We start from the raw sequence: 23,982 nt of genomic DNA, 5'->3' as shown, positions 1-23,982 counted from the left end.
GAGCCTATCCATTCTGCGAATTACTGGCCCGGCCTTCCTTATGGCGTGACGCCGGGAACGGCCGGGATACTTGCGCTCGTGGCGCCTTCCACCTTCTGATACGATCATCAGCGGGACCATACGGTCATCGCAACCCATACGGCAAAAGTAATGAGCGATACTTCCGAGAAGCTGGATTATTCAAAGACCCTCTACCTGCCGCAGACCGATTTCCCGATGCGCGCCGGCCTGCCCGAGAAGGAGCCTGAGTTCGTCAAGCGCTGGACGGAGATGGACCTCTACCGGCGGATGCGCGAGCAGTCGAAGGGGCGGCCCAAGTTCGTGCTGCACGACGGCCCACCCTATGCCAACGGCAACATCCACATCGGCCATGCGCTGAACAAGGTGCTCAAGGACGTCATCACGCGCTCGTTCCAGATGCGCGGCTATGACTCCAACTATGTGCCGGGCTGGGACTGCCATGGCCTTCCGATCGAGTGGAAGATCGAGGAAAAGTATCGCGCCGCCGGCAAGAACAAGGACGAGGTGCCGATCAACGAGTTCCGCCAGGAGTGCCGCGAGTTCGCCCAGCACTGGATCAAGGTGCAGACGGAAGAGTTCCGCCGCCTGGGCGTCGAGGGCGACTTCAAGAATCCGTACACGACGATGGCCTTCCATTCGGAGGCGCGGATCGCCGGCGAGCTGCTCAAGTTTGCCATGTCGGGTCAGCTCTATCGTGGCTCCAAGCCGGTGATGTGGTCGGTGGTTGAGCGCACGGCGCTCGCTGAAGCCGAGGTCGAGTACCACGACTACGAAAGCGACACGATCTGGGTGAAGTTCCCGGTGGTGGAAGGGCCGGCCGACCTGCTCGGCACCCATGTGGTGATCTGGACGACCACGCCGTGGACGATCCCCGGCAACCGCGCGGTCAGCTATTCGCCGCGCATCGAGTACGGCCTCTATGAGGTGACATCGGCGGAGAACGATTACGGCCCGCAGCCGGGCGAAAAGCTGATCTTCGCGAACGTGCTGGCGGAAGGCTCGTTCGAGAAGGCCAAGCTCGGCTACCGCAAGATCCGCGACGTGAGCGCCGACGAGCTGTTCAGCATGACGCTCCAGCACCCGCTCAAGGGCTTTGGGGGCGGCTACACGTTCCCCGTGCCGATGCTGCCGGGCGACCACGTCACCGACGATGCCGGTACCGGCTTTGTCCACACGGCTCCGGGCCACGGCCGTGAGGACTTCGAGGCCTGGATGGACGCGGCCAAGGACCTTGCCGCGCGCGGCATCGACACCAGCATCCCGTTCACCGTGGATGACGCCGGCTTCTTCACCAAGGACGCGCCGGGCTTCGGTCCGGACCGCGAGGGTGGTCCGGCCCGCGTGATCGACGACAACGGCAAGAAGGGCGACGCCAATCAGGCGGTGATCACCGCGCTGATCGGCGCGAACATGCTGTTCGCCCGCGGCCGCCTGAAGCACCAGTATCCGCATTCCTGGCGCTCCAAGAAGCCAGTGATCTTCCGCAACACGCCGCAGTGGTTCGTCTATATGGACAAGGACCTTGGCGACGGTGCGACGCTGCGCACGCGTGCGCTGAAGGCGATCGACGAGACGCGCTTCGTGCCGCCGGCCGGTCAGGCACGCCTGCGCGCGATGATCCAGGAGCGACCGGACTGGGTGCTTTCCCGTCAGCGGGCCTGGGGCGTGCCGATCTGCGTGTTCGTCGACGAGGACGGCAACATCCTCAAGGATGAAAAGGTCAATGCCCGTATCCTCGAAGCCTTTGAAGCCGAAGGCGCGGACGCCTGGTTCGCCGAGGGCGCGAAGGACCGTTTCCTGGAAGGCCGCGACGACAAGGACCGCTGGACGCAGGTGAAGGACATCCTTGACGTGTGGTTCGACTCCGGCTCGACCCACACGTTCACGCTGGAGGACCGTCCGGACCTCAAGTGGCCGGCGGACGTCTACCTGGAGGGTTCCGACCAGCATCGCGGCTGGTTCCATTCATCTCTGCTGGAAAGCTGCGGCACGCGCGGACGCGCGCCCTACGACACGGTCATCACCCATGGCTTCACCATGGACGAGGATGGCCGCAAGATGTCGAAGTCGCTCGGAAACGTGGTGGTTCCGCAGGACGTGATGAAACAGTCCGGCGCCGACATCCTGCGCCTGTGGGTGATGACCACGGACTACGGCGAGGACCAGCGTCTCGGCAAGAACGTGCTGCAGACGAACATCGACGCCTACCGCAAGATGCGCAACACGATCCGCTGGATGCTGGGCACGCTGGCGCATGACGAGGGCGAGGTGATCCCGGTCGAGCAGATGCCCGAGCTGGAACGCCTGATCCTGCACCGGATCGCCGAGATCGACGAGATCGTGAACAAGGGTTACGACAACTTCGACTTCAAGCGGATCACGCGCGCGCTGATCGACTTCATGACGGTGGAGCTGTCTGCCTTCTACTTCGACGTCCGCAAGGATGCGCTGTACTGCGACGCCCCGTCGAGCATCCGCCGCAAGTCGGCGCTGCAGGTGGTGCGCCACCTGTTCGACCATATCGTGACGTGGCTGGCGCCGATGCTGCCCTTCACGATGGAGGAGGCATGGCTGTCGCGCTATCCGCAGGCCGAGAGCGTGCACCTGGAGCAGTTCCGCCCGGTACCGTCCGAGTGGCGCAATGACGCGCTCAAGGCCAAGTGGGAGAAGATCCGCCAGGTGCGCCGCGTGGTGACGGGTGCGCTTGAGGTGGAGCGCAAGGCCAAGACAATCGGTTCCTCGCTCGAAGCCGCGCCGGTGGTCTACATTTCAGACCCGGTGCTTGCCGAGGCGGTGAAGGGCACCGACATGGCCGAGGTGTGCATCACCAGCGCCATCGAGATCGTCGAGGGCGAGGCTCCGGCGGATGCCTTCCGCATCGACGAGGTGCGGGGCGTGGGTGTCGTGTTCAAGCGTGCGAGCGGTCGCAAGTGCGCCCGCTCCTGGCGTTACACCGAGGACGTGGGCTCGGATCCCGAATATCCGGATGTCTCGGCGCGTGACGCGGCGGCGCTCCGCGAACTCGCGGCAAAGGGTCTCCTGGCCAAGTAATCTTTGGGCCAGACGGCCTGTGGAAAGCGATTCATACTGATTTAAGAGGGGCGGCAGCGTTGCGCACGGGCCGCCCCTCCTATAATAAGTGCCTTATATCGCCATTCTCTTGTCGGATTCAGGGGGAAGATGGCGCGCACAGGCCCCCAGCGGCTTGAGCAGGGGTTAGGAGAGTACATGGTCATCAGGAATGGCAGGGCGGAGCAGCTCAGCGTTTCACGGGCTTTGCGGATAGCTGCCTGCGCGGCAGTGTCAGCCTCCGCGGTCGTTCTCGCCGGATGCGGCGGGGCAACCTATGGCACCGGGAAGACCTCGGAGCAGCAGCTCCTGGAGGATGTCACCGGCATTCTTTCCCTCGGGCCGCGGGAACGGCAGGCCATCGACTACAAGCCGCGTCCGGAGCTGGTGAAACCGCCATCAGCGACGGTGCTGCCGCCGCCGCAGGAGAACATCGCCTCGAACAATCCGGCATGGCCGGAAAGCCCGGAGGAGCGTCTCGCACGCATTCGCGCCGAGGCGACCGAGCACCAGAACGATCCGAGCTACCGTTCGCCGGTGGTGCGGGATCTGGTAGCTTCGGGCCAGGACGTGGACTTCTCGAAGCTTTCGCCGCAGGAGCAGCGGGCTGAGGTCCTGCGCCGCAAACAGATGTCCAAGCAGGGCGATCCCAATGTCCGCCGCTATCTCAGTGATCCGCCGCTGACCTATCGCCAGCCCGAGCCGACGGCCCCGGCCGGAGAGATCGGCAAGGATGAAGCCGTCAAGGAACGCGAGGCAAAGCGCAAGGCGGGTGGCGGCGGCCTCGGTCGCCTCTGGCCGTTCTGATCCGGCGGTTTCGGAAGATTTCAATCGCCCTGTCCCCGCGGACGGGGCGATTTTCTTTTCCGGGGGACGGGGCAGTTTCCGAAGGCCGGTTCAGGCCCCTTCTGCCGATGAGCGGCGGGCGGCGAAGAAATCCTTGAGCAGCGCGGTCGCTTCCGCGGAGCCGATGCCGTCGTAAACCTCAGGCGCGTGGTGGCAGGTCGGCTGCGAGAAGAAGCGGCCGCCGTGCAGCACCCCGCCGCCCTTTTCGTCACTTGCGCCGAAATAGAGCCGGTTGATGCGGGCGAAGGAGATCGCGCCGGCGCACATGGCGCAGGGCTCAAGCGTGACGTAAAGGTCTGCACCGGTCAGCCGCTCGGAGCCGAGCGCTTCGCAGGCCATTCGGATGGCGAGCATTTCGGCATGGGCCGTCGGGTCCCTCAGCTCGCGCATACGGTTTCCAGCGCGTGCCAGAATCTCGCCGTCGCGCACAATGGCCGCGCCGACGGGAACCTCGCCCCTCTCGGCCGCGGCACGGGCCTCCTCGAGGGCGACCTGCATGAAGCTCACATAGTTCCCGGCGGGTTTCGTCATGGATCTCCTGTACCCGGCAAGGGCGGTTCTGAATCGCGCGCAACTGCCGTTGCGGCGGTTGCGAGCCACTATTACTGCAATTCGGCGAAAAGGAGAAACAGGCACTTGCCGGGAATAGCCCAACAACAAGGGGTTAGGTCGGCCCTTTTTCGTGGACAGCAGAGAGGGTCTGCGGCGTCGGGTGTGGCTCCAGGGGCGAAGGCCGGTCTCTGAAAACCGATATTCTCCTGCCGCCACCCCCGGAGAGGGTGCCGCCAGGTGATAATTCGGGCCCGCTGTCGACAGTTTCCTAACCAGGGTTTGATCCATCGCAATACGTTTACATCACAGGCGATTTAGCAGTGACGGGAAGGCGCGCCCCGGTCACGCCGACCGCGGTGGCGCCCCAGAGGAGGATTCGGGCGGCATCCATGCCCGCCCAGTCGAAGGGATCTAAACCATGGAAGAAATGACCTCGAGCCCGCGTGAGCGGCTCATCCTGCCGTTCATGGCGCCGTTCTACCACTGCTTTGCCCAGCCGGTCGGTTGGGCCATTTTCCGCGTGATCATCGGCGGCCTGCTGATGGTGGAAGGCTGGCCGAAGATCACCGCGCCTTTCGCGCAGGTGGGCTTCGTGGAAAACGTGCTGGGCTGGCCGGCAGGCTGGTTCTTCTCGCCGCTGCTGGCGGTGATGCAGTTCGTGGGCGGTGCGATGATGGCGCTGGGCCTGCTCACCCGTCCGATCGCGCTTGCCAATGCGGTGATGCTCGCCATCACCATCTGGTTCCATGTGACCCGCCCCTATGGCGATGCGTTCCTTACGCCTGAAGGCATCGAGTTCCTGAAGGCGAATCTCGAGTACCTGACCCCGCAGGGCCAGGCGCGGCTGCTCGCAGACGGCGGCTATGCCTTCCTGCACCAGGTGCAGAGCAAGGCTGTGTTCAACTCGACCTTCTGGGCTGCGGGCGCCGCGCTGATCGCGGCCTTCGGCGGCGGCAAGTATTCGCTCGACCGGCTGATCGGCAAGGAATTCTGATCCGGCCGAACCGCGCTACGGCAAACGAACAAAACCCCTGCCAGCCCTGCTGGCGGGGGTTTTGCTGAATGCTCCCGCTTGCCGTCTGCCGCACGGCCCCGCCAGACCCGGGCAGGCACCCACTTTTCCTGGAACCGGTCTTTTGCCTGTCGCGGTTCCGGACGGAAAACCGGTATCCACTTTTCCTGGAACCGCTATAGGTAACCGCGGGTGATTCCACTAAGACGCAAAATGATCTAAACCCTGATTTGAAGATAACCCGGTTTCTGCATCCCTCCGTTTCCCGGGCATTCCTGCAGAACCCATTGGTGCCTCAAGCGGCAAAGGCGTTATGAAGAACAAGAAGCAACCGGCTGCTGCGGCCGGCCAGGGCAGCGGTCCAAGAAAGAAGTACGACACGACAGAGAAGAGCGCGGGCAAACGCACTGGCAGCGCGAAGGCCGCGAAGAATGCGGGCGCGCAGATCGCCGGCGAGGCGGACGGCTCCGAGCGCATCGCGAAGCGGCTGGCGCGCGCGGGCATCGCGTCCCGGCGCGAAGCCGAGGCGATGATTGCCGAGGGCCGAGTGAAGGTGAATGGCAAGGTGCTGACCACACCGGCGGTGAACGTTTCTCCGCGCGACCGCATCGAGGTGGATGGCGAACGCCTGCCGCCCCCGGAGCGTACGCGCCTGTTCCTGTTCCACAAGCCGGCGGGGCTGGTGACGACCACGAAAGATCCCGAGGGGCGCCCCACCATCTTCGACGTACTGCCCAAGGGGATGCCGCGCGTGGTGACCGTCGGTAGGCTCGACATCAATACGGAAGGTCTGCTGCTGCTCACCAATGACGGCGGACTGGCGCGCGTCCTCGAACTGCCGACGACGGGCTGGCTGCGCCGCTACCGCGTGCGCGTGCACGGGCAGGTGGAGCAGGAGCAGCTGGACGAACTCAGGAACGGCATTGCCGTCGACGGCGTGTTCTACGGCTCGATCGAGGCGACGCTGGACCGGAAGCAGGGCAGCAACGCCTGGCTTACCGTCGCCTTCCGGGAAGGCAAGAACCGCGAGGTCAAGAACGTCATGGGCGCCCTAGGGCTGCAGGTGACGCGGCTCATTCGCGTGTCCTTCGGCCCGTTCCAGCTCGGTGACCTGCCGGAGGGCGCGGTGCAGGAGGTGAAGGGCAGGACGCTGCGTGACCAGCTCGGGCCGCGCCTGGTCGAGGAAGCTGGCGCGAACTTCGATGCACCGATCCTGTATCCGTTCCCTAACCGCCCGGTGCGGGCCGGTCAGGAGCCGGCTGAACTGCTGGCACTCGAGGAGAAGGAAGGCAAGAAGGAGCAAACCGCAGCGCCCAAGGGCAGGAAGAAGTCGCGCGAGGAAATTCGCGAGGAGGCTCGCGCCCGGCTTCAGACCAAGCCGCTCAGGAGCGTGAAGGCTACCAGGGGCGCAGCCGGAAAGGGGGCTGCCGGAGCGAAGGCTGCCGTTGCCGGCAAAGCCGCCGGTGGAACTGACGGACGGAAAACGGGCGGCAAGCGCACCGAGGTCGTAGAACCGATGCGGCCCCGTACCGCTCACGTGTGGATCGCGCCCGGGGCCCGCCCGACCGTGAAGAAGGAAACGCCGGCTTCCAAGCCGAAGCCAGCGAAGGGTGCGGCCCGCAAGGCTGACAGCACCGGAAAGGCCGGCAAGGCGGCAAAGGCTGCGAAACCGGCGAAGGCGGGCGCCAAGCCTGCCGGCAAGTCCAGGGCAGGGGCAGCAAAGAAGAAGCGGTAAGGTCGAATGCGGGTCGTTGGTGGGGCTTTGAAGGGCAGGCGGCTTGCGACACCGAAGTCGGACGCGATCCGTCCGACGACGGACCGCGCGCGGGAGTCGCTGTTCAACATTCTGGAACATGCCTATCCGGGTTCGATCGAGGGCGCGCGGGTGCTGGATCTCTTTTCCGGCACCGGGGCGCTCGGGATCGAGGCGATTTCCCGCGGCGCGGCCTACTGCCTGTTCGTCGAGCAGGACATCGCGGCCAGGGCGTTGATCCGGGAAAACGTGGAGGCGCTCGGATTGCCGGGCTGCACGCGCATCTTCCGACGCGATGCAACCCATATGGGGCCGATCGGCACCATGCAGCCGTTCCGGCTGGTGTTCGCCGATCCACCTTACGGCAAGGGGCTCGGCGAGAAGGCTGTCGCCTCGCTGCTGGCAGGGGGCTGGCTCGAGAAAGGTGCCCTGGTCGTCGTCGAAGAGACGGCCTCAAACCCTTTCCAGTTGCCGGAAGGGCTGACACTGCTCGATCGCCGGATCTACGCTTCAAGCAGCCTGAGCATCTGCCGGGTAGTCTGATTTTGGTCAAAATCAGAGAGCAAGAGCTAATCGGCTTCTACCAGGGACAAGTATAGATGCAGATATTTCGACGTATCTCTGTTTTTGTGTATTTCTTGAGTATTGTTGCTCTTGTCGCCGGTCTGGTTTCTCGGGCCTATGCCGAGGAAGCCGTCAAGAAGCCCGACATCGATGTCTTCACACTCGAAAACGGGCTGCAGGTGGTGGTGGTGCCGCAGCGCCGGGTGCCTATCGTCACGCATCTGCTGGCTTACAAGGTCGGCGCTGCCGATGAGCCGCCCGGCCTCTCCGGCATGGCGCACTTCTTCGAGCATCTGATGTTCAAGGCGACAAAGAACCACGCGGCCGGAGAACTGGACGCGGCCGTGCAGGCGCTTGGTGGCAGCCACAACGCGTTCACCACTCACGACATGACGGTCTACCATCAGAAAGTTCCTCCGAGCGCGCTCGAGCAGATGATGGCTTTCGAGGCCGACCGGATGCGCAATCTCATCCTTGATGACGAGACCATCGAGACGGAGCGCCAGGTGGTGCTCGAGGAACGCCTGATGCGCACGGACAACAATCCGGGCGGGATTCTCGGCGAAGCCTTTGGTGCAGCGCTGTTCGTCAACCATCCCTACGGGCGCCCCGTCATCGGCTGGCGGAACGAGATCGAGGGGCTGACCCGCGAGCAGCTTATCGATTTCTACAACCGCTACTACGTTCCCAACAACGCGATCCTGGTGGTGGTCGGCGACGTGGATGCAGAGACGGTGCGGCAGCTTGCGGAGAAGACCTACGGCAAGGTGGAGCGCGGGCCGGACCTGCCGGAGCGCGTGCGTCCAACGGAGCCACCGGCACGCACCGAGCGCACGGTAACGCTCAAGGACGACCGCGTGACCATTCCGAGCTTCTATCAGGCGTGGGTCGCTCCGGCGCCCTATTCGGAAGATCGGGACTTGAACGATGCGCTCGCCGTGCTCGGCGAGATTCTCGGCGGCGGCGAGCGCAGCCGTCTGCACCGCAGGCTGGTCATCAAGGACCGCACCGCGGCGCGGGTCTATGCCTACCTTTCCAGTGACCGCGACTATGCGCGCTTCGCCGTGGGCGCCGATCCGATCAATCCGGAGGCACTGAAGGCCGTCGAAGCCGCGATCCGCGAGGAGCTGGAGGCGGTTCTGCAGGACGGGGTAACGGCGGAGGAGCTGGAGACGGCCAAGAAGGTCTATGCGAGCCAGTTCGTCTTCGCCAGGGACAACATGATGTCACGCGCGGTCCAGTATGCGTCGGATCTCATCGAAGGCGGGACGGTGGATGAGCTCGATGACGCGCGCGAGCGGCTCGAGGCGGTGACGCTCGAGAAGATCCAGGAGGCGGCGCGAAAGTACCTGCTCCTGGACCGGAGCGTTAAGGGCTACCTGATGCCCGCCGACAACGAGACGGCCGCGGATTGAAAGACATTGCCATGAACAAGACAACGAACCGGATATTTTCAGCCTTCCGCGGGGTGCTCGTCTGCGGAACGCTGCTGCTCGCGGTGCAGACCGCGCGGGCCGTCGAGATCGAGGAGGTGGTCTCGCCGAAGGGTGTCAAGGCATGGTTGATGAACGATCCCACGGACCAGATGATCGTCATCTCCTTCTCCTTCAATGGCGGCTCATTGCAGGACCCTCAGGGCAAGGAGGGCCTCACCGAGCTCATGAGCAACCTGCTCGACAAGGGTGCGGGCGACCTGGACCGCGATGCGTTCGCGTCGCGCCTCTATGCGACGGGGACCAGCTTTTCCTTCCGTGCCAATTCCGATCAGGTGAATGGATCCATCCGACTCCTCAAGGGCGAGGAGAAGGAACCGCTTGAGCTTCTCGCGCTTGCGCTGAAGGCGCCCCGCTTCGACCAGGACGACATCGACCTGGCAAAGGGCGTCATGATCGCAGCCCTTGAAGAAGCAAAAAATGACCCGGACGAGCAGGGCTGGCAGCAGTTCAATAAAGAGTTCTACGGCAGACATCCACTCGCGGCGATTGCGACGCCCGAAAGCGTGCAGGGCATCGCGCGTGAGGATCTGGTTGCGCGGCACCGGGCGCTGTTCGCCCGTTCCAACCTGACGGTCGGCGTTGCCGGCAATATCGACAGGGAGGAGCTGACGAAGGTGCTGGACGAGTTGTTCGGCGACCTGCCGGAGACAGCCGAGGTAGAGCCCGTCCCGGCGCCTGAACCGCGGTTCGGCATCAGCGTGCATCAGCCCTACGACCGTCCGCAGACCTCTATCGCGCTGGTCTACCCGGGGCTGTCGCGGGAGAGCCCGGAGATCTATGCCGCCAACGTCCTCACCAATCTGCTCGGCGGCGGCATGACCTCCCGCCTGTTCCGCGAGCTTCGCGAGAAGCGCGGCCTCACCTATGGCGCGAACGCGTTCAATGATTTCGAGGATGGTTGGGGTCTGATCTACGTCTCCACCAGCACCCGCGCGGACAGCGCGAGCGAAGCCATGAAAATGGCCGAGACGGTGATGAAGCAGGCGGCCGAGGGCGACATTTCCCAGCAAGAGGTCGATGACGCGAAGGCCTTCCTGAAGGGGTCCGTGGTCATCGGGGCGCTGGATTCAACCAGCCAGATCGCGCGTACCCTGGTCAGCCTGCAGCGCAACAACAGGCCGATCGACTACCTCGATCAGCTGAACGACCTCTATGACGCGGTGACGATTGACGATGTGAAGGCCATAGCGGCGAAGCTCCTTTCGTCGAAGCCTGCCGTGCTCGTCGTCGGCCGCGAAGACGGCTAGGGTCAAGGTATCATGACGGGGGCCCCGAGCATCGCTCTGGCTTTTGGCGGGGGCGGAGCCCGGGGCCTCGCTCACATCCACGTAATGGAGGCCCTCGACGAGATGGGCATCAAGCCAGTGGCCATCGCTGGTTCGTCCATCGGCGCGATGATGGGCGCGGCGATGGCTTCCGGCATGACGGGCCGGGAGGTCCGGGATTACGCCCAGGCGCTTCTGTCGAACAAGCCAAAGGTCGCGTCGAGGATCTGGCGCGCGCAAAGGGCTTCGCTCAGCTCGCTGCTCGAGTCTGCGATGCTGTTCGGACGGCTCGATGCCGAGGCGGTGCTGCGGGAATTCCTGCCGGAGACCATTCCAGCCACATTCGAGGAACTGAAGATACCGCTCCTGGTGACGGGCACCGACTTTTTTGGCCACCGGCTCACCGTGTTCCGGTCCGGGGCGCTGATTTCAACGCTGGCGGCTTCCGTGGCTCTGCCCGCCGTGTTCCGGCCGGTCGAGCGGGACGGCATGACGCTGATCGACGGCGGCTTCTTCAATCCGGTGCCCTATGATCTTCTGGAAGGGATGGCGGACATCGTCGTGGCCGTGGATGTCGTGGGCGTGCCCCACCCGGCCGGGCGGGGGACGCCGTCGCTGGTCGATCTGCTCTACGGCGCGACGCAGCTGATGATGAATTCGATCATCGAAACGAAGCTTCAGGTCTCGCGTCCCGATGTGTTCCTGCGGCCGGCGGTGGGCAATTTCCGGGTCCTTGATTTCCTGAAGATGGATGCGATCATGCGGCAGACGGCGGGGCTCAAGGATGAGGTCAAGCGCGAACTGGACAGGGCCATCTCGGCGCATCTGTCCGGGCGATCGTATACGGGGGACGCGCGCTGAGGGCGGCTCTCCTTGCGTTGCGTCCGCGAGAGCCATAAATGATTGGTTGAAAACCGCGCCGGGTTCACAGCGGATCCGGTTCCCCACCACGTGAAGGCCATCTCATGAGTAAAGCTTCGGACCAGCAGATTCTGATCGACCGCGTCGCCGAACTGGTGGAGGCGGCCAAGCGCGCGGGGGCCGACGCGGCGGATGCGGTGGTCACGCGCTCGCGTTCCCGCAGCGTTGCGGTCCGACTCGGCAAGGTGGAAGGAACCGAGTCCGCCGAAAGCAATGACATGATGCTGCGCGTATTCGTCGGCAAGCGGGTGGCAAGCGTCTCCGCCGCGATGGACGGGGACGCCCAGGAACTTGCCGAGCGGGCCGTGGCAATGGCCAGGGTCTCGCCGGAAGATCCGTATCAGTCGCTGGCGGACCCAGAGCGGCTGGCAAGGGAAATCCCGGACCTCGATCTGGTCGACGCGACCGAAGTATCCTCGGAGCAGCTGACAGAAGACGCGCTGGCCACTGAAGCCGCCGCCATGGCGGTCGAAGGTGTCACCAAGTCCTCGGGAGCAAGCGCTTCGGCGAGCGAAGGCGGGCTGGTGCTGGCCACGTCGCACGGGTTTCTCGGCGCCTATTCGGCGACGCGCTTCTCGCGCGGGGTGAGCGTGGTGGCTGGTACTGGCACGGGCATGGAGCGCGACTACGACTTCTGTTCGCGGCTGCATTTCGCCGATCTGGAAGCGCCGGAAGTCATTGGACGCCGCGCAGGCGAGCGGGCGGTGAAACGCCTCAACTCGCGACGCGTGAAGACGGGCGTTTTTCCGGTGGTGTTCGATCCGCGCGTGGCGCGGGGCCTTGCCGGCGCGCTTGCCTCGGCCATCAACGGGGCGGCGGTCGCGCGCAAGACGAGCTTCCTCAAGGACAAGATGGGGCAGCAGATTGCCTCCGCCGGCATCACGGTGACTGACGAGCCGCTGCGCCGGCGCGGGCCGTCGTCCCGGCCCTTCGACGGCGAGGGCGTGCAGGGCGAGAAACTGGTGCCGGTCGAGAGCGGCGTGCTCATGTGCTGGCTGCTGTCCACCTCCACGGCGCGCGAACTCGGGCTCGAGACCAACGGGCGCGGTGTGCGCTCGGGTTCGTCGGTGACGCCCGCTTCGACCAACTTCGCCATCGAGCCGGGCGAGAGCACTCCCGAAGAGCTGATAGGCGCGATCAAGAGCGGGTTCTACGTGACCGAACTGTTCGGCCATGGCGCAAACCTGATCACCGGTGACTACAGCCGCGGTGCTGCCGGCTTCTGGATCGAGAACGGCGAGATTGCCTATCCCGTCTCGGAGATCACCATCGCGTCGAACCTCAAGGAAATGTTCATGCGCATGGTGCCGGCGAATGATCTCGACCGGAATTTCGGGATCGCCGCGCCCACGCTTCTGATAGAAGGAATGACTGTTGCAGGAGAATGAGGCCCGGACAACCAGTCCCGCCGACGACCTGAAGCTGATCCTCGAGGCTGCGCGGGAAGCGGGCGAGATCGCGCTCAGCTATTACCGGCGCGATCCGGAGGTATGGTTCAAGGAGGGCAATTCTCCGGTCAGCGCCGCCGATCTGGCGGTGGACAGGTTCCTGCGCGACAAGCTGCTGGCGGCCAGGCCCGATTACGGCTGGCTGTCGGAGGAAACGGCCGATCAGCCGGACCGGCTGAAGGCGCAGCGCACGTTCGTCGTGGATCCGATCGACGGAACGCGTGCCTTCATCGGCGGCAAGGACATCTGGTGCGTCAGCATCGCGGTGGTTGAAAACGGCCGCACGATCGCCGGCGTTCTCGACTGCCCGGCCCGCAGGGAAGTGTTCACCGCCGCCGCGGGGCAGGGCGCCTTCGCCAATGGCTCGGCCATTGCCGTGCGGCCGCAGGGCGGCGAACTCAGGATCGCCGGTGCGAAGGCCATGATCAACAGGCTCCCGGGCGAGCTGCTGCAGGGGGTGCAGATCCCGTCGCACATACCTTCGCTCGCCTACCGCATCGCCATGGTGGCGCGCGGCGAGCTGGATGCAACCTTCGTCAAGCCATATTCGCACGATTGGGATCTCGCGGCCGCCGACCTGATCCTCAGCGAAGCCGGCGGGCTGCTTCTGGACGCCGGCGGGCAGCGTCCCTACCTGGGCGGAAGCGATCCGGAGAAGGGACCGCTAGCCGCCGGAAGCGGGGAACTGCTGCGGATCATGACCGGAACACTTGGCTGAATGTGTTGAGTTGGGCGCGGGCGGGGTTGCCTGCCACGACGAATGGCGACAAAAAGGGCAAGTGATTTGCGTTGCTTGCCTTTTGAACGCGATCCGAGCGCCTACCCAACTCTTCTGCGAACGGAGAACAAAGGGACATGGACGAGGAAAAACCCAAGAAACAGCTTCTTCATCTTGTCTTCGGTGGCGAGCTGACGTCTCTCAACAGTACGGAATTCCGTGACCTGTCCAAGCTAGACATCGTCGGCATCTTCCCGGACTACAAGTCCGCGGAGGTGGCGTGGCGGGCAAAGGCGCAGGAAACGGTGGACAACGCGCATATGCGCTACTTTATCGTGCATCTGCACCGGCTGCTCGAACCGCAGGCAAGCAACGGTTAAGCCGGACGTTCAGACAGCATGACCCAATCGTCCGACGCCGACTCCCGACGAAACGCATGCCCGGAGAAGCGGCCGATGAAAAGACTGTGGCAGCGTATTCGGGGTCCTCTCGCCCAATCCAGTCTGGCGAAGAATGCCATCGCGTCCGTCATTGGCGGGGCTCTCACGTTCGTGCGCCGGACGAACCGGCTTGTCGAGGGATCGGATGATCCAGTGGCGGCCGTGAAGACCCATGAGCCGGCGATACTTGCCATGTGGCACGGCCAGCATCTTCTCACCCCAGTCTTCATGGCGAAGGGGCTGAAGGTGACAGCACTGGTGTCGCGCAGCGCGGACGCGGAGCTCAATGCGCTGGTGGCGCAGAGGTTCGGGCTCGAGGTGGTGCGCGGATCGGGCGGGCGCGAGGGCGTTGACCATGCCAAGAAGGGTGGCGCGCGAGCGCTCATCCAGCTCAAGCGGGCGATGGAGCAGGGCAGCAACGTGGCGATGATCGCGGACATTCCGCATGGTGTTCCACGCAGTTCCGGGCTCGGCATCATCACGCTGGCCAAGCTCACGGGACGGCCGATCCTTCCGTTTGCGGTGGCGACGAGCCGGCGGAAGGTTCTGGAGAAGAGCTGGGACAAGACGACAATCAACCTACCTTTCGGACGGCTGTCGGCCGTCATGGGTGAACCTATCCTGGTCCCCGCCGATGCGGATGAGGGCGAGATGGAGAAAGCACGCAGGCAGCTGACGGATGCCCTCAATGAAACCACTCTGCGCGCCTATCAGCTGGCAGATGGTCGCCGATGAGTGAACGTTGGGCGCGAACTCTGCTGACGGCTTATCGCTGGGCGGGCGTTGCCGCGATGCCATTCATCGGTCTCTATGTCCTGTCCCGCGTCGGCAAGGGCAAGGAGGATCGCGCGCGGCGCCACGAACGCTACGGCCAGCCGAGCCGGGAGAGGCCCGACGGGCCGCTGGTCTGGGTGCACGCGGCAAGCGTCGGCGAGACGGCGGCGGTGCTGGGGCTGATCGACCGTATTCTGCGGACGGGGATTTATGTGCTTCTGACCACGGGAACGGTCACGTCCGCAAGGGTGGTCTCGGAACGGCTCGGCGACCGGGTGATCCACCAGTTCGTACCGCTCGACCTGCAGCCGGCGGTCAGCCGCTTTCTTTCGTATTGGAAGCCGGATCTTGCTATCGTCGCGGAATCCGAGGTCTGGCCGGTGACGATCCTGGAACTCGGCGCTCGCCGGATCCCGCAGGTGCTGGTCAACGCCCGCATGTCGGACAGGTCGTTCGAGCGCTGGCAGAAGGCGCCGTTCGTGGCGGAGGCGCTGTTCGAGAATTTCGCGCATGTGATCGCGCAGTCGGAAACCGATGGCGACCGGTTCCGCACGCTGGGCGCCCGGCCCGTCACCGTAGCGGGCAACCTCAAGGGTGACACGGAGCCGCCGCCGGTGGACGACGCGCTGCTCGACTTCTACCTGAAGTGCATTGGCAACAGGAAAACGTGGGCGGCGATCTCCACCCATGAGGGCGAAGAGCAGATCGCGGCCCAGGTGCACAAGGCATTGCGCACGCGCCATCCGGATGTGTTGTCCATTATTGTGCCGCGGCATCCGCACCGCGCGGAGGCGCTGGTGGAAGATTTGACCGGGCGTGGTCTGCGGGTGGTGACCCGAAGCAGCGGGCAGCCGGTGACGCCGGACACGGATGTATTCCTGGGCGATAGCATCGGCGAAATGGGCCTCTACCTGCGGCTGACGGAGATCGCGTTCGTCGGGCGGTCGCTGGCGGGCGAGGGCGGGCAGAACCCGATGGAGCCGGCAATGCTCAACACGGCGGTGCTGTCGGGCACGAATGTCCAGAACTTCCGGGAAGCCTATCGCCTGCTCATCGAGAAAGGCGGGGCGCGGCTGGTGAAGGACGCGAAGATGCTGGCGGGTGCAGTCCATTTCCTGCTGGAGAACCACGCGGCCCGCGAGGCGATGATGCGGGCGGGGCTCGAGGCCGTGCAGCAGATGTCCGGCTCGCTGTCGCGCACACTGACGGCGCTGGAGTCGTTTCTGCATCCCTTGATCGTGAAGAGCCGCCTGCAGGGCGGAAGGTAGGCGGTAATGGTGCTGGCCGGGGCGGCACCGGATTTCTGGTGGCGGAAGGCGGACTGGCGTTCTGCGGCTCTCCGGCCTCTTGCTGCCGTCTACGGCGCGGTGGCGGCACACCGCATGCGTCACGCGCCGCGGGTCCCGGTCGAGGTTCCGGTCCTCTGCGTGGGCAATTTCACCGTCGGAGGTGAGGGGAAAACGCCCGTGGCCATCGCGCTCGCCCGGAAGGCGCGGGAGATGGGGCTCAATCCCGGGTTTCTGTCGCGCGGCCATGGCGGAGCGCATGGCGGGCTGCACCGCGTTGATGCATCCGGCGATGACGCAGCCATGGTCGGCGACGAGCCGCTGCTGCTGGCGCGCGCGGCCCCCACGGTGGTGGCTCGGGACCGTGTCGATGGCGCGCGGCGGCTGATTGGGGAAGGCTGCGACCTCATCATCATGGATGACGGTTTCCAGAGCGCGCATCTGGCCATGGATTTCGCGCTGATGGTGATGGACGCCCGCCGCGGCCTCGGCAACGGACTTGTGCTGCCCGCGGGGCCGTTACGCGCACCTTTGGACGAGCAGATGCGCCATGCCGACGCCCTGCTTTGCATGGGCGAGGGGGATGGCGCCCAGGATGTGCCGAACCGGTTCGAGCGGGCGGGGAAGGCGGTCTTTCGCGCTGCCGTGCAACCGGTGAACGTGGATGACTTCAGGGGCAGGCGGGTGCTGGCTTTCGCGGGGATCGGCAATCCGTCCAAGTTCTTCGACAGCTTGCGGAGCGCGGGCGCCGAGGTGGCGGTTGCGCGCCCGTTCCCCGATCACCATCCCTATACGCACGCCGAACTGCAGGCTCTGCTGGCAGAGGCCGAGGCTCAGGGTCTGGCGTTGGTCACGACCGAGAAGGATCTCGTCCGCATCAGTACCGGTACCGGAACTGGCGCGGCGCTCAGGGAGAAAATCCTCTGCTTGCGCATCGAGGCAGTGTTTTCCGGGCAGGACGATGCCGCGCGCATCATCGAACAGACAATATCGCGCGGACGCGAACGGATCGGTCGCAGCGGACGGGATTAGGATTTCGAGGCGGGAGCGCAGGGGGCCTGCACAGCAACGAAACGCGCAGGGGGCGGGGATAAGAACGCCTACTTCTTGCGGGGACGGGGCAGGTCCGGATTGAGCTCAAGCTCGCGCTGCAGCGAGGCATGAGCGTCCTTGTAGGCTTCCTGGCGGGCAACGCTCCAGTAGCGCAGATCGTCGAGAGGGATCTTCTCACCCGTCACGGCGCAAATGACGTACGACCCGGGCTTGATGACCTCGTAATCGCCGTCCAGATAGTGAATCGTTGCTTCAGTGTCAGCAATGCGCTCGAAACGGTTCATGGAAGATTGCCTCATCATCGTTCTCCTTGCGCCATATTCCGCGTTCCGCGTCAAGCCTTATCGCGGTTATCTCAACGCCGTCCGAACAGTCGTTCAATGTCAGGGAGCTTGAGCTCAATATAGGTGGGCCGGCCGTGATTGCACGTGCCGGATCCTGGCGTCGCTTCCATCTGACGCAGAAGGGCGTTCATTTCCTCCACCCGCAGGCGGCGGCCCGAACGCACGGAACCATGGCAGGCCATGGTCGCGGCAATGTGATCGATGCGTTCGCGGAGGAGGTTGACCGAGTTCGCCTCGGCGACCTCGTCGGCGAGGTCGCGGATGAGGGCGGGCACGTCAACCTTGCCGAGCATGGCCGGGGTTTCGCGGACGATCACCGCGCCCGGACCGAAACGCTCGAGATGCAGGCCCAGGCGGGCAAGGAACTCCGCGTGGGCGACGAGGCGGTCTACGTCTTCCTCGGGCAGGTCGACGATCTCGGGGATCAGCAGACCCTGCGACGGCAGAGGCCGCGAATGAATGGCCTGTTTCAGCGCCTCGTAGACCAGACGCTCATGGGCGGCGTGCTGGTCGACGATGATGAGGGAATCAGCTGTCTGGGCAATGATGTAGTTCTCATGCACCTGGGCCTTGGCCGCGCCGAGCGGGTAGCGGACCTTGTCGTCGATCACGTCCTGATCGGCACGGGCGTCCGCGGCAGGGGCGGCAATGTCGAGAAACTCCCGCGCAGCCTCGGCCAGGCCGCCGGCGGCAGGCGCCGGACGCGGCGCTGGTTCGCCGAAATCGAGCGGCCGGCTGGGTGAGTTCGACGCGCTCCAAGGCTCCGACGGGCGCGGTTCGGCGGCGTACCGGCGCTGCTGCCAGGCGGCAGAGCCGGAGGAAGCCGCCGCGGGGCCGGGCACGCGGAAGGCTTCCAGCATGGCGGCGGCGCCCGAGGTGGACGAGCGGGTTCCGCTCGTGCCGAGGGCCTGCCTGATGGCGCCCACGAGCAGGCCGCGCACGAGGCCGGGGTCGCGGAAGCGCACGTCGGCCTTGGCCGGGTGCACATTGACGTCGACCAGTTCCGGATCCAGGCGGATGAAGAGCGCCGTCACCGCGTGGCGGTCGCGCGGCAGCACATCGACATAGGCCGCGCGGATGGCCGAGGCGATGAGCTTGTCGCGCACCGGGCGGCCGTTGACGTAGACATACTGGTGCAGGGCGTTGCCGCGCGAATAGGCGGGGATCGAGGCGTAGCCCGTCAGGTGGACGCCCCCGCGCTCGGCATCGATGGGGATTGCGTTCTCGGCAAAGTCGGTGCCAAGCACGTGGCCGATGCGGCGCAAAAGCCCTTCGCCATCCTCGGGAACGGCGGGAAGATCCAGCGTGCTGCGGTCGGAGCCCGAAAGCGTGAAGCGGACCGACGGGAAGGCGAGCGAGATTCGCTTGACCACGTCGGTGATGGCAGAGGCCTCCGCCCGCTCGCCCTTCATGAACTTGAGGCGGGCCGGCGTGGCGAAGAAGAGGTCGCGCACCTCAACGATAGTACCATGGTTGGCGGCCACCGGACGGACCGGGCTCACCTTGCCGCCTTCAACGACGATCTCGGCGGCGCTGTCGGCATCGCGCGGGCGCGAGCGCAGCGACAGACGGGCGACAGAGCCAATGGAGGGCAGGGCCTCGCCACGGAAGCCGAGCGTGCGGATGTCGTGGATGTTGTCGCCGAGCTTGGATGTGCAGTGGCGCGAGACGGCGAGCGGAAGCTCTTCTGCCGGAATGCCGCTGCCGTCGTCGATGACGCGAATGAGGGTGAGGCCGCCGCCCGCGGTGGCAAGCTCGATCCGGCGCGCGCCGGCGTCCAGCGCGTTCTCGACCAATTCCTTCACCACGCTGGCGGGACGTTCGATGACCTCGCCCGCGGCAATCTGGTTGATGACGTTTTCGGAGAGCTGCCTGATTGTCATTCCCCAATCATAGGGGGATTCGCAACCCAAGCGAAGCCAGGCAAGGGTTTTCCCCCACTCCTGCCCGTCGTCGGGTTTGGGGGAGAACGCGGTGCGGTGCCACCGATCCCCCTCTGGAAATCAGACACTCGGCTCCCCAGGATGACGCGATTTCATTTTCCTCCGCAGCGGGGGAGAGAAGGCCAATTGCGAACGCCGGGGACTTGCACAAGCGTTCGTGCAACGCTCACAATCTTTCCCCACTGTGGGGGGAGAATGCACCCTCCTGGACTTGGGGCTCGTTCCCAAGTCGTTGGAAGGTGTCAGAGGGCGCAACTCGCCGGGCCGGACACAAAAAGCAGGACTGAGCGCCTTACCTGCTGTTCTGGACCATCGCGAAGAGGTTCAGGCAGCGATTGCCCGTGCGGCAGTAGGCCAGGATCGGCGCGGGCAGGCTCGCCAGCAGCTCGGACATCTGCTGCACGTCATCGTCGGTGATGGCGCCGGAGACGACCGGCAGGAAGCGGAACTCGAGGCCGGCGGCGCGGGCGGCTTCCTCAACCGCGTCGTGGGGGATCGCGCCGTCCTCGGTATCGGGGCGGTTGCAGACGATGCTGCGGAAGCCTTCGGCGGCAATGGCGCCGATGTCTTCCGGCCCGATCTGGCCTGCGACGGCGAAGTCGTCGTTCACTCTGCGGATTTCCATGGGAGGTCCTTTCGGATTTCGGTGGGTTTAGCGGATGGATGCCTGATCGAGGAAGCCGCGGATCAGCCGGATGGTTGCATCGGGCTGCTCGACGCAGGGAATGTGTCCGGCGCCCGCCACGATCTCGAAGCGGGCACCCTTGATGAGCGCGGCAAGTTCGCGGACGAGGTCGGGCGGCGTGGAGCCGTCCTGGTCGCCGACAATGCAAAGGACCGGCAGGTCGAGCGCGCTGGTGGAAGCGGTAAGGTCCGCATCGCGCAGCGCGGCGCAGGTTCCCGCATAGCCATCGACCGGGCACCGGTTCAGCATGTTGATGTAGCCCTGATAGTCCGCATTATCAGGCGTGCGGTAGGCCGGGGTGAACCAGCGCTCCATGATGGCGTCGGTGAGCGAGGCGATGCCCTTCGTGTTCACCGCGTCGATGCGGGCATTCCACATGTCGGCGGTGCCGATCTTGTGGGCGGTGTCGCAGAGGACGAGCGCGCGGACGAGGTCCGGATGCTTCGCTGCGAGGCCCTGGGCAATCATGCCGCCGACGGAGAGGCCGACGATCACTGCCTTGGAGACGCCGAGATGGCGCAGCAGCGCCGCCATGTCCTCGACGTGATCGTCCATGCAGTAGGGCTGGGGCGTGGCGTCGGAAAGGCCGTGGCCGCGCTTGTCGTAGAGGATGACGCGGTAGTCGGCAGCGAGGTTGTCCGCCACCTTTTCCCAGATGCGAAAATCGGTGCCGAGCGAATTGGCAAACACGATCGCCGGGGCGTCCCGTTTTCCCCGGTCGGCGTAGTGGAGCACAATTCCGTTCACCCTTGCGAATGCCATGTCCAGCCTCTCTCCCTCATGTCGTGTCTGTGCGAGGCCCGCCCGAGGGCGGGCACTCTTCATGCCCTGATTTAGGTCATAACGGGCTTACGGGGAACCGTCTTTGCGTTCGCGGGCCATTTCCCACGGCGATTTCGTGGCCGGGCGCAGCAGCCGCTGGTACAGGAGACCGATACCGATCAGCACCGCGCCGAGGCAGATGAAGGAGAGCGCCCGCCAGATGCCTACGAGGCCCGCCATGTCGAGCAGGAAGACCTTCGCAATTGCCAGCAGCACGAAGAGGCTCGAGGCAAGCCGCAGGTAACGCGAGCCGAAACGCAGGCCGGCCAGCAGCAGTAGGACGCCAAAGAGCAGCCAGGCGACCGAGTAGGCGTAGAACTCGCCGTAGTCGGTGATGCCCTCGGTAAGCCGCGGACGGTGGAAGACGGCGCGGATTTCGAGCGAGATCCAGGCAAAGACGAGCAGGATCACGAGGCTGCCGGCGACGAGGCGGTAGATGGACCAGCTCTGGTGCCGCGTTTCCCAGATCATGAAGCTGAGCAGGATCGCCGGAGCGAGGTAGCTGAGCAGCAGGGTGTTGAACAGGACGTTGGTGCCGATTGGCTCGCCCGTAAAAAGCGGGTTCAGGGCGATGAGCTGGAACCAGCCGATGGTGAAAAGGCTCACCACGCCCAGGATCCAGGCGAAGGAGCCAAGAACGGCGCTGCGGGCGCGCAGGTTCATGCGCCGGAGGGCAAGTGCCGCCGACAAGAAGACCAGCGTGTGCAGACTCCACTCGGCCATCGTGTCGGGCTCGGTGTAAAACCGGCCGCCGTTCATCGCATGGTGGATCACCACGGAAGCGGTGAGCAGCGCGGCGAAAACGGCGATTGCCTCGAAGGTCTGCTGGACAAGGCCGGGATTGCCTTCCCGCTCGCGGCGGCGGAGCAACCAGGCGCACCAGGCGAAGGCAAGGGCGGGGACGCCGTAGCCATAGAGCAGGGCGTTGAAGATGGGCATCTGCTGGCTGAGTTCGAGCGGGCCGATAATGGTGGGCTTGTGCCAGATCACCAGACCGGTGAGAGCCACGACGCCGAGGGCGACACGGGGAAGCGCGCGCAGTGGCCAGATGCCGTGGACCCAGATGACGCCTGCCGCGAGCAGGGCAAGCCCCACAGGCAGCCAGCCGTCACCGAGCAGGATCGCCATGGCGCCAGCGATCGCACCGACCGCGCCGATCGTGTAGGCGGCAAGCGCCGTTTCACGGAAGGGCTCATCCTCGCCAAGGCGCGTGTCGATCAGGCGCAGCGCGCCGGTGAACAGGAGCGCCAGAAACAGGCAGATGGTGCCGAACAGGAATTCCGTTTCGTACGGGGCCACACGGAAATAGGCGATGGCCACCATGGCGAGCGGGGCGGCGACACCGGTGGCGGCAAGCGTCCGGCGTCCCGTGGAGCGCATCGTGCCCCAGAGGCCAAGGCTGCCAGTGATGGCGGCGAGCAGAATCCCCATGGTCGGGAAAAGATCCGCCCACTGGTTGCCGAAGGCGGCGGCCAGACGCTCCACCTCGGAGACGTTCATCGTGACGTCGCGCGGCGACAGCGGCACGTTCCACGAGAGATAGCCGAGGGCGGAGAGCACGAAGGCGCCGATGGCGGTTGCCGCGGCGGCCGGCCATTCGGAGGCGATGACCATCATGGCCGCGACGATTGCCGCGAGCAGCGCCAGCGAAGCGCCGGAGAAGTTCGCCTCCTGCAGCAAATAGAGGACCAGGAAGGACTGCAGGAAGAGGACGAAGGCCGCGAGCGCGTCGGAACGTTCGATGGCCACACGCGGATCGCGCGGATAGAGGCTCACGACGAAAACGAAGGCAGCCATGGCGAAAGCGGCCACGTCGTAGAGGGCGAGCGCGCCGGCATCCCAGGGACCGTCGGCGGCGATCGCAACCACATGGCCCCAGAAGACCGAGCCGAGCGCGGCCGAAACAGCAAGCCAGCGCCACAGGCGCAGACGCGCGACGCCATAGGCCGAGACGCTCACCGCGAGGCCGTAGAAGACCAGCGACCAGACGGCGGGTTCGCGCGAGGAAACGAGGAAGGGCACCACATAGCTCGCCACGAGGCCATAGGAGGCGACGGCCGGACCGTGGAGTACGGCGGCAAGCAGGGTCAGCAACGCCGTTGCTGCCAGAAGGATGAAGGCAAGCGTGGGGCCGAGCAGGCCATAGAGCGCATGGGCCGAATAGATGCTGGCGAAGGCCGTGGTGGTGGCGGCCAGGGTCAGGACGCCGGGGATGTAGGGCCGGTTTGCGACGGCCTCGGCCTGCCTGCGGCGCAGGAATTCGCCGAGCGCGGCGAGGACCAAGGCAAGGATGCCGCCAGCCGTCACACGCGCGGCGGGGCCGAGCAGGCCCGCCTCGATCGAATAGCGGACGAGGAAGATGCCACCCAGCACGAGCGTAAGGCCGCCGACCCGGACCGTCCAGCGGGCGCCCAACCGTTCCTCGAAGGACGCAGCCGGAGTTGCGGTTGAAGGCCGGTGTACGGATGCGGGAGTTGCGGGCGGAACGGTCGGTCCGGTCGCAGAGGGGCCCGCTTCGGCAGGCTGCCCTTCGGCCGGCTGGTCGCCCGCAGGTTGCGCCTCCCGGGGCTGCTCCTGTTCGGGGCGTTCTTCCTCGTGGGCCGTCGCGGCAGGTGGCTCCGCGGGAGCCTCTTCAGGCTGGGGTTCCGGGGGAACCTGCTCCGGAACGGGTACGGCCCCGGCAGATGCGGCTTCTCCCGCGGGGCGCGGCGCCGACTGAAACTGCCGGAGCACCGCTTCCAGATCGGCGATACGGCGTTGCAGGCGCCAGACCTTCGCTGTTGCGACGAAGCCCAGCCCAGAGCCGATGAACAGAAACAGGGCAATCAGCAGGATCACCTGTTCAATTCCGAGATCGAAAAGCGATCCAACACCAAAAATCACGAAACTTGCCCCCCATCATCGGCCGACGCCGACCCCCTGCCATTGGCGCCGGCCAGCCTTCCAATGACCCGCCAAGTGGGGGGAGCT

Annotated in this window: 20 protein-coding genes; 14 read left to right on the top strand and 6 right to left on the bottom strand. The window is 65.3% G+C overall.

The annotated features are described in order from the left end of the window. Nucleotides 1–150 precede the first annotated feature (150 nt). A complete protein-coding gene (gene ileS / locus ABD906_RS14240; protein WP_345100115.1) occupies nt 151–3,072 on the top strand; it encodes an isoleucine--tRNA ligase in 2,922 nt (973 codons plus the stop codon). Between the two features lie 177 nt (nt 3,073–3,249). Continuing rightward, nucleotides 3,250–3,897 carry a hypothetical protein gene (locus ABD906_RS14235; protein ID WP_345100113.1) on the top strand — a complete coding sequence of 216 codons (648 nt, stop codon included), beginning with the start codon at nt 3,250–3,252 and terminating at the stop codon, nt 3,895–3,897. Nucleotides 3,898–3,987: 90 nt separating this feature from the next. Here the strand turns inward: ABD906_RS14235 and ABD906_RS14230 are convergent, their stop codons facing one another. Next, complete coding sequence (locus ABD906_RS14230; protein ID WP_345100111.1) at nt 3,988–4,467, bottom strand: nucleoside deaminase; 480 nt, start codon at nt 4,465–4,467, stop codon at nt 3,988–3,990. Nucleotides 4,468–4,906: 439 nt separating this feature from the next. Between ABD906_RS14230 and ABD906_RS14225 the strand changes: the two genes are divergently transcribed. The 12 genes from ABD906_RS14225 (at nt 4,907) to lpxK (ending at nt 17,197) form a co-directional block, all read left to right on the top strand. Further along, on the top strand, nt 4,907–5,482 hold the full coding sequence (locus tag ABD906_RS14225; protein ID WP_345100109.1) for a DoxX family protein: 576 nt from the start codon (nt 4,907–4,909) through the stop codon (nt 5,480–5,482). A gap of 331 nt (nt 5,483–5,813) precedes the next feature. Then, nucleotides 5,814–7,235: a pseudouridine synthase gene (locus ABD906_RS14220; protein ID WP_345100107.1), complete on the top strand. Its 1,422-nt coding sequence runs from the start codon at nt 5,814–5,816 to the stop codon at nt 7,233–7,235. A 6-nt stretch (nt 7,236–7,241) separates the two neighbouring features. Next, nucleotides 7,242–7,796, top strand: a complete 555-nt coding sequence (gene rsmD / locus ABD906_RS14215) for a 16S rRNA (guanine(966)-N(2))-methyltransferase RsmD (RefSeq protein ID WP_345100105.1) — start codon at nt 7,242–7,244, stop codon at nt 7,794–7,796. Between the two features lie 86 nt (nt 7,797–7,882). Continuing rightward, nucleotides 7,883–9,232 carry a M16 family metallopeptidase gene (locus ABD906_RS14210; protein ID WP_378187781.1) on the top strand — a complete coding sequence of 450 codons (1,350 nt, stop codon included), beginning with the start codon at nt 7,883–7,885 and terminating at the stop codon, nt 9,230–9,232. An 11-nt stretch (nt 9,233–9,243) separates the two neighbouring features. Next, nucleotides 9,244–10,560 (top strand): M16 family metallopeptidase, encoded by a 1,317-nt coding sequence (locus tag ABD906_RS14205; protein ID WP_345100101.1) that lies wholly within the window; start codon nt 9,244–9,246, stop codon nt 10,558–10,560. 12 nt (nt 10,561–10,572) lie between these two features. Continuing rightward, a complete protein-coding gene (locus ABD906_RS14200; protein WP_345100099.1) occupies nt 10,573–11,439 on the top strand; it encodes a patatin-like phospholipase family protein in 867 nt (288 codons plus the stop codon). Between the two features lie 104 nt (nt 11,440–11,543). After that, nucleotides 11,544–12,887: a TldD/PmbA family protein gene (locus ABD906_RS14195; protein ID WP_345100097.1), complete on the top strand. Its 1,344-nt coding sequence runs from the start codon at nt 11,544–11,546 to the stop codon at nt 12,885–12,887. Continuing rightward, entirely contained in the window at nt 12,874–13,665 is a 792-nt protein-coding gene (locus ABD906_RS14190) for a 3'(2'),5'-bisphosphate nucleotidase CysQ (protein ID WP_345100095.1), read from the top strand. Before ABD906_RS14195 ends, ABD906_RS14190 begins: the two co-directional genes overlap by 14 nt. 137 nt (nt 13,666–13,802) lie before the next feature. Beyond that, the gene (locus tag ABD906_RS14185; protein ID WP_345100093.1) at nt 13,803–14,045 is read left to right on the top strand and encodes a DUF4170 domain-containing protein; all 243 of its coding nucleotides are present in this window, start codon (nt 13,803–13,805) and stop codon (nt 14,043–14,045) included. A 75-nt stretch (nt 14,046–14,120) separates the two neighbouring features. Beyond that, complete coding sequence (locus tag ABD906_RS14180) at nt 14,121–14,840, top strand: lysophospholipid acyltransferase family protein (protein WP_345100091.1); 720 nt, start codon at nt 14,121–14,123, stop codon at nt 14,838–14,840. Beyond that, nucleotides 14,837–16,147 carry a lipid IV(A) 3-deoxy-D-manno-octulosonic acid transferase gene (gene waaA, locus ABD906_RS14175; RefSeq protein WP_345100089.1) on the top strand — a complete coding sequence of 437 codons (1,311 nt, stop codon included), beginning with the start codon at nt 14,837–14,839 and terminating at the stop codon, nt 16,145–16,147. The genes ABD906_RS14180 and waaA overlap by 4 nt, the downstream gene beginning before the upstream one ends. A gap of 12 nt (nt 16,148–16,159) precedes the next feature. Continuing rightward, nucleotides 16,160–17,197, top strand: coding sequence for a tetraacyldisaccharide 4'-kinase (gene lpxK, locus ABD906_RS14170; protein WP_378187782.1), 1,038 nt, complete (start codon nt 16,160–16,162; stop codon nt 17,195–17,197). 68 nt (nt 17,198–17,265) lie between these two features. Here the strand turns inward: lpxK and ABD906_RS14165 are convergent, their stop codons facing one another. From ABD906_RS14165 to ABD906_RS14145, 5 genes are all read right to left on the bottom strand, one after another. Then, nucleotides 17,266–17,502 (bottom strand): DUF2093 domain-containing protein, encoded by a 237-nt coding sequence (locus ABD906_RS14165; RefSeq protein ID WP_345100162.1) that lies wholly within the window; start codon nt 17,500–17,502, stop codon nt 17,266–17,268. Between the two features lie 71 nt (nt 17,503–17,573). Further along, entirely contained in the window at nt 17,574–19,445 is a 1,872-nt protein-coding gene (mutL, locus tag ABD906_RS14160; protein ID WP_345100085.1) for a DNA mismatch repair endonuclease MutL, read from the bottom strand. A 352-nt stretch (nt 19,446–19,797) separates the two neighbouring features. Continuing rightward, nucleotides 19,798–20,130: a protein tyrosine phosphatase family protein gene (locus ABD906_RS14155; RefSeq protein WP_345100084.1), complete on the bottom strand. Its 333-nt coding sequence runs from the start codon at nt 20,128–20,130 to the stop codon at nt 19,798–19,800. A gap of 27 nt (nt 20,131–20,157) precedes the next feature. Then, a complete protein-coding gene (gene pcaD / locus ABD906_RS14150; protein WP_345100082.1) occupies nt 20,158–20,952 on the bottom strand; it encodes a 3-oxoadipate enol-lactonase in 795 nt (264 codons plus the stop codon). Between the two features lie 87 nt (nt 20,953–21,039). Further along, the gene (locus tag ABD906_RS14145; protein ID WP_345100080.1) at nt 21,040–23,895 is read right to left on the bottom strand and encodes a DUF2339 domain-containing protein; all 2,856 of its coding nucleotides are present in this window, start codon (nt 23,893–23,895) and stop codon (nt 21,040–21,042) included. Nucleotides 23,896–23,982: the final 87 nt, after the last annotated feature.

Source organism: Chelativorans composti, assembly GCF_039541695.1.
Classification (GTDB): Bacteria; Pseudomonadota; Alphaproteobacteria; order Rhizobiales; family Rhizobiaceae; genus Chelativorans; species Chelativorans composti.
This window is presented reverse-complemented; position numbering and strand designations above follow the sequence as displayed.

Excerpts from the sequence above, each read along its gene's own strand:
- ileS (WP_345100115.1), top strand. The coding sequence starts at position 151 with ATGAGCGATACTTCCGAGAAGCTGGATTATTCAAAGACCCTCTACCTG.
- ABD906_RS14235 (WP_345100113.1), top strand. The coding sequence starts at position 3,250 with ATGGTCATCAGGAATGGCAGGGCGGAGCAGCTCAGCGTTTCACGGGCT.
- ABD906_RS14230 (WP_345100111.1), bottom strand. The coding sequence starts at position 4,467 with ATGACGAAACCCGCCGGGAACTATGTGAGCTTCATGCAGGTCGCCCTC.
- ABD906_RS14225 (WP_345100109.1), top strand. The coding sequence starts at position 4,907 with ATGGAAGAAATGACCTCGAGCCCGCGTGAGCGGCTCATCCTGCCGTTC.
- ABD906_RS14220 (WP_345100107.1), top strand. The coding sequence starts at position 5,814 with ATGAAGAACAAGAAGCAACCGGCTGCTGCGGCCGGCCAGGGCAGCGGT.
- rsmD (WP_345100105.1), top strand. The coding sequence starts at position 7,242 with ATGCGGGTCGTTGGTGGGGCTTTGAAGGGCAGGCGGCTTGCGACACCG.
- ABD906_RS14205 (WP_345100101.1), top strand. The coding sequence starts at position 9,244 with ATGAACAAGACAACGAACCGGATATTTTCAGCCTTCCGCGGGGTGCTC.
- ABD906_RS14200 (WP_345100099.1), top strand. The coding sequence starts at position 10,573 with ATGACGGGGGCCCCGAGCATCGCTCTGGCTTTTGGCGGGGGCGGAGCC.
- ABD906_RS14195 (WP_345100097.1), top strand. The coding sequence starts at position 11,544 with ATGAGTAAAGCTTCGGACCAGCAGATTCTGATCGACCGCGTCGCCGAA.
- ABD906_RS14185 (WP_345100093.1), top strand. The coding sequence starts at position 13,803 with ATGGACGAGGAAAAACCCAAGAAACAGCTTCTTCATCTTGTCTTCGGT.
- ABD906_RS14180 (WP_345100091.1), top strand. The coding sequence starts at position 14,121 with ATGAAAAGACTGTGGCAGCGTATTCGGGGTCCTCTCGCCCAATCCAGT.
- waaA (WP_345100089.1), top strand. The coding sequence starts at position 14,837 with ATGAGTGAACGTTGGGCGCGAACTCTGCTGACGGCTTATCGCTGGGCG.
- ABD906_RS14165 (WP_345100162.1), bottom strand. The coding sequence starts at position 17,502 with ATGAACCGTTTCGAGCGCATTGCTGACACTGAAGCAACGATTCACTAT.
- mutL (WP_345100085.1), bottom strand. The coding sequence starts at position 19,445 with ATGACAATCAGGCAGCTCTCCGAAAACGTCATCAACCAGATTGCCGCG.
- ABD906_RS14155 (WP_345100084.1), bottom strand. The coding sequence starts at position 20,130 with ATGGAAATCCGCAGAGTGAACGACGACTTCGCCGTCGCAGGCCAGATC.
- pcaD (WP_345100082.1), bottom strand. The coding sequence starts at position 20,952 with ATGGCATTCGCAAGGGTGAACGGAATTGTGCTCCACTACGCCGACCGG.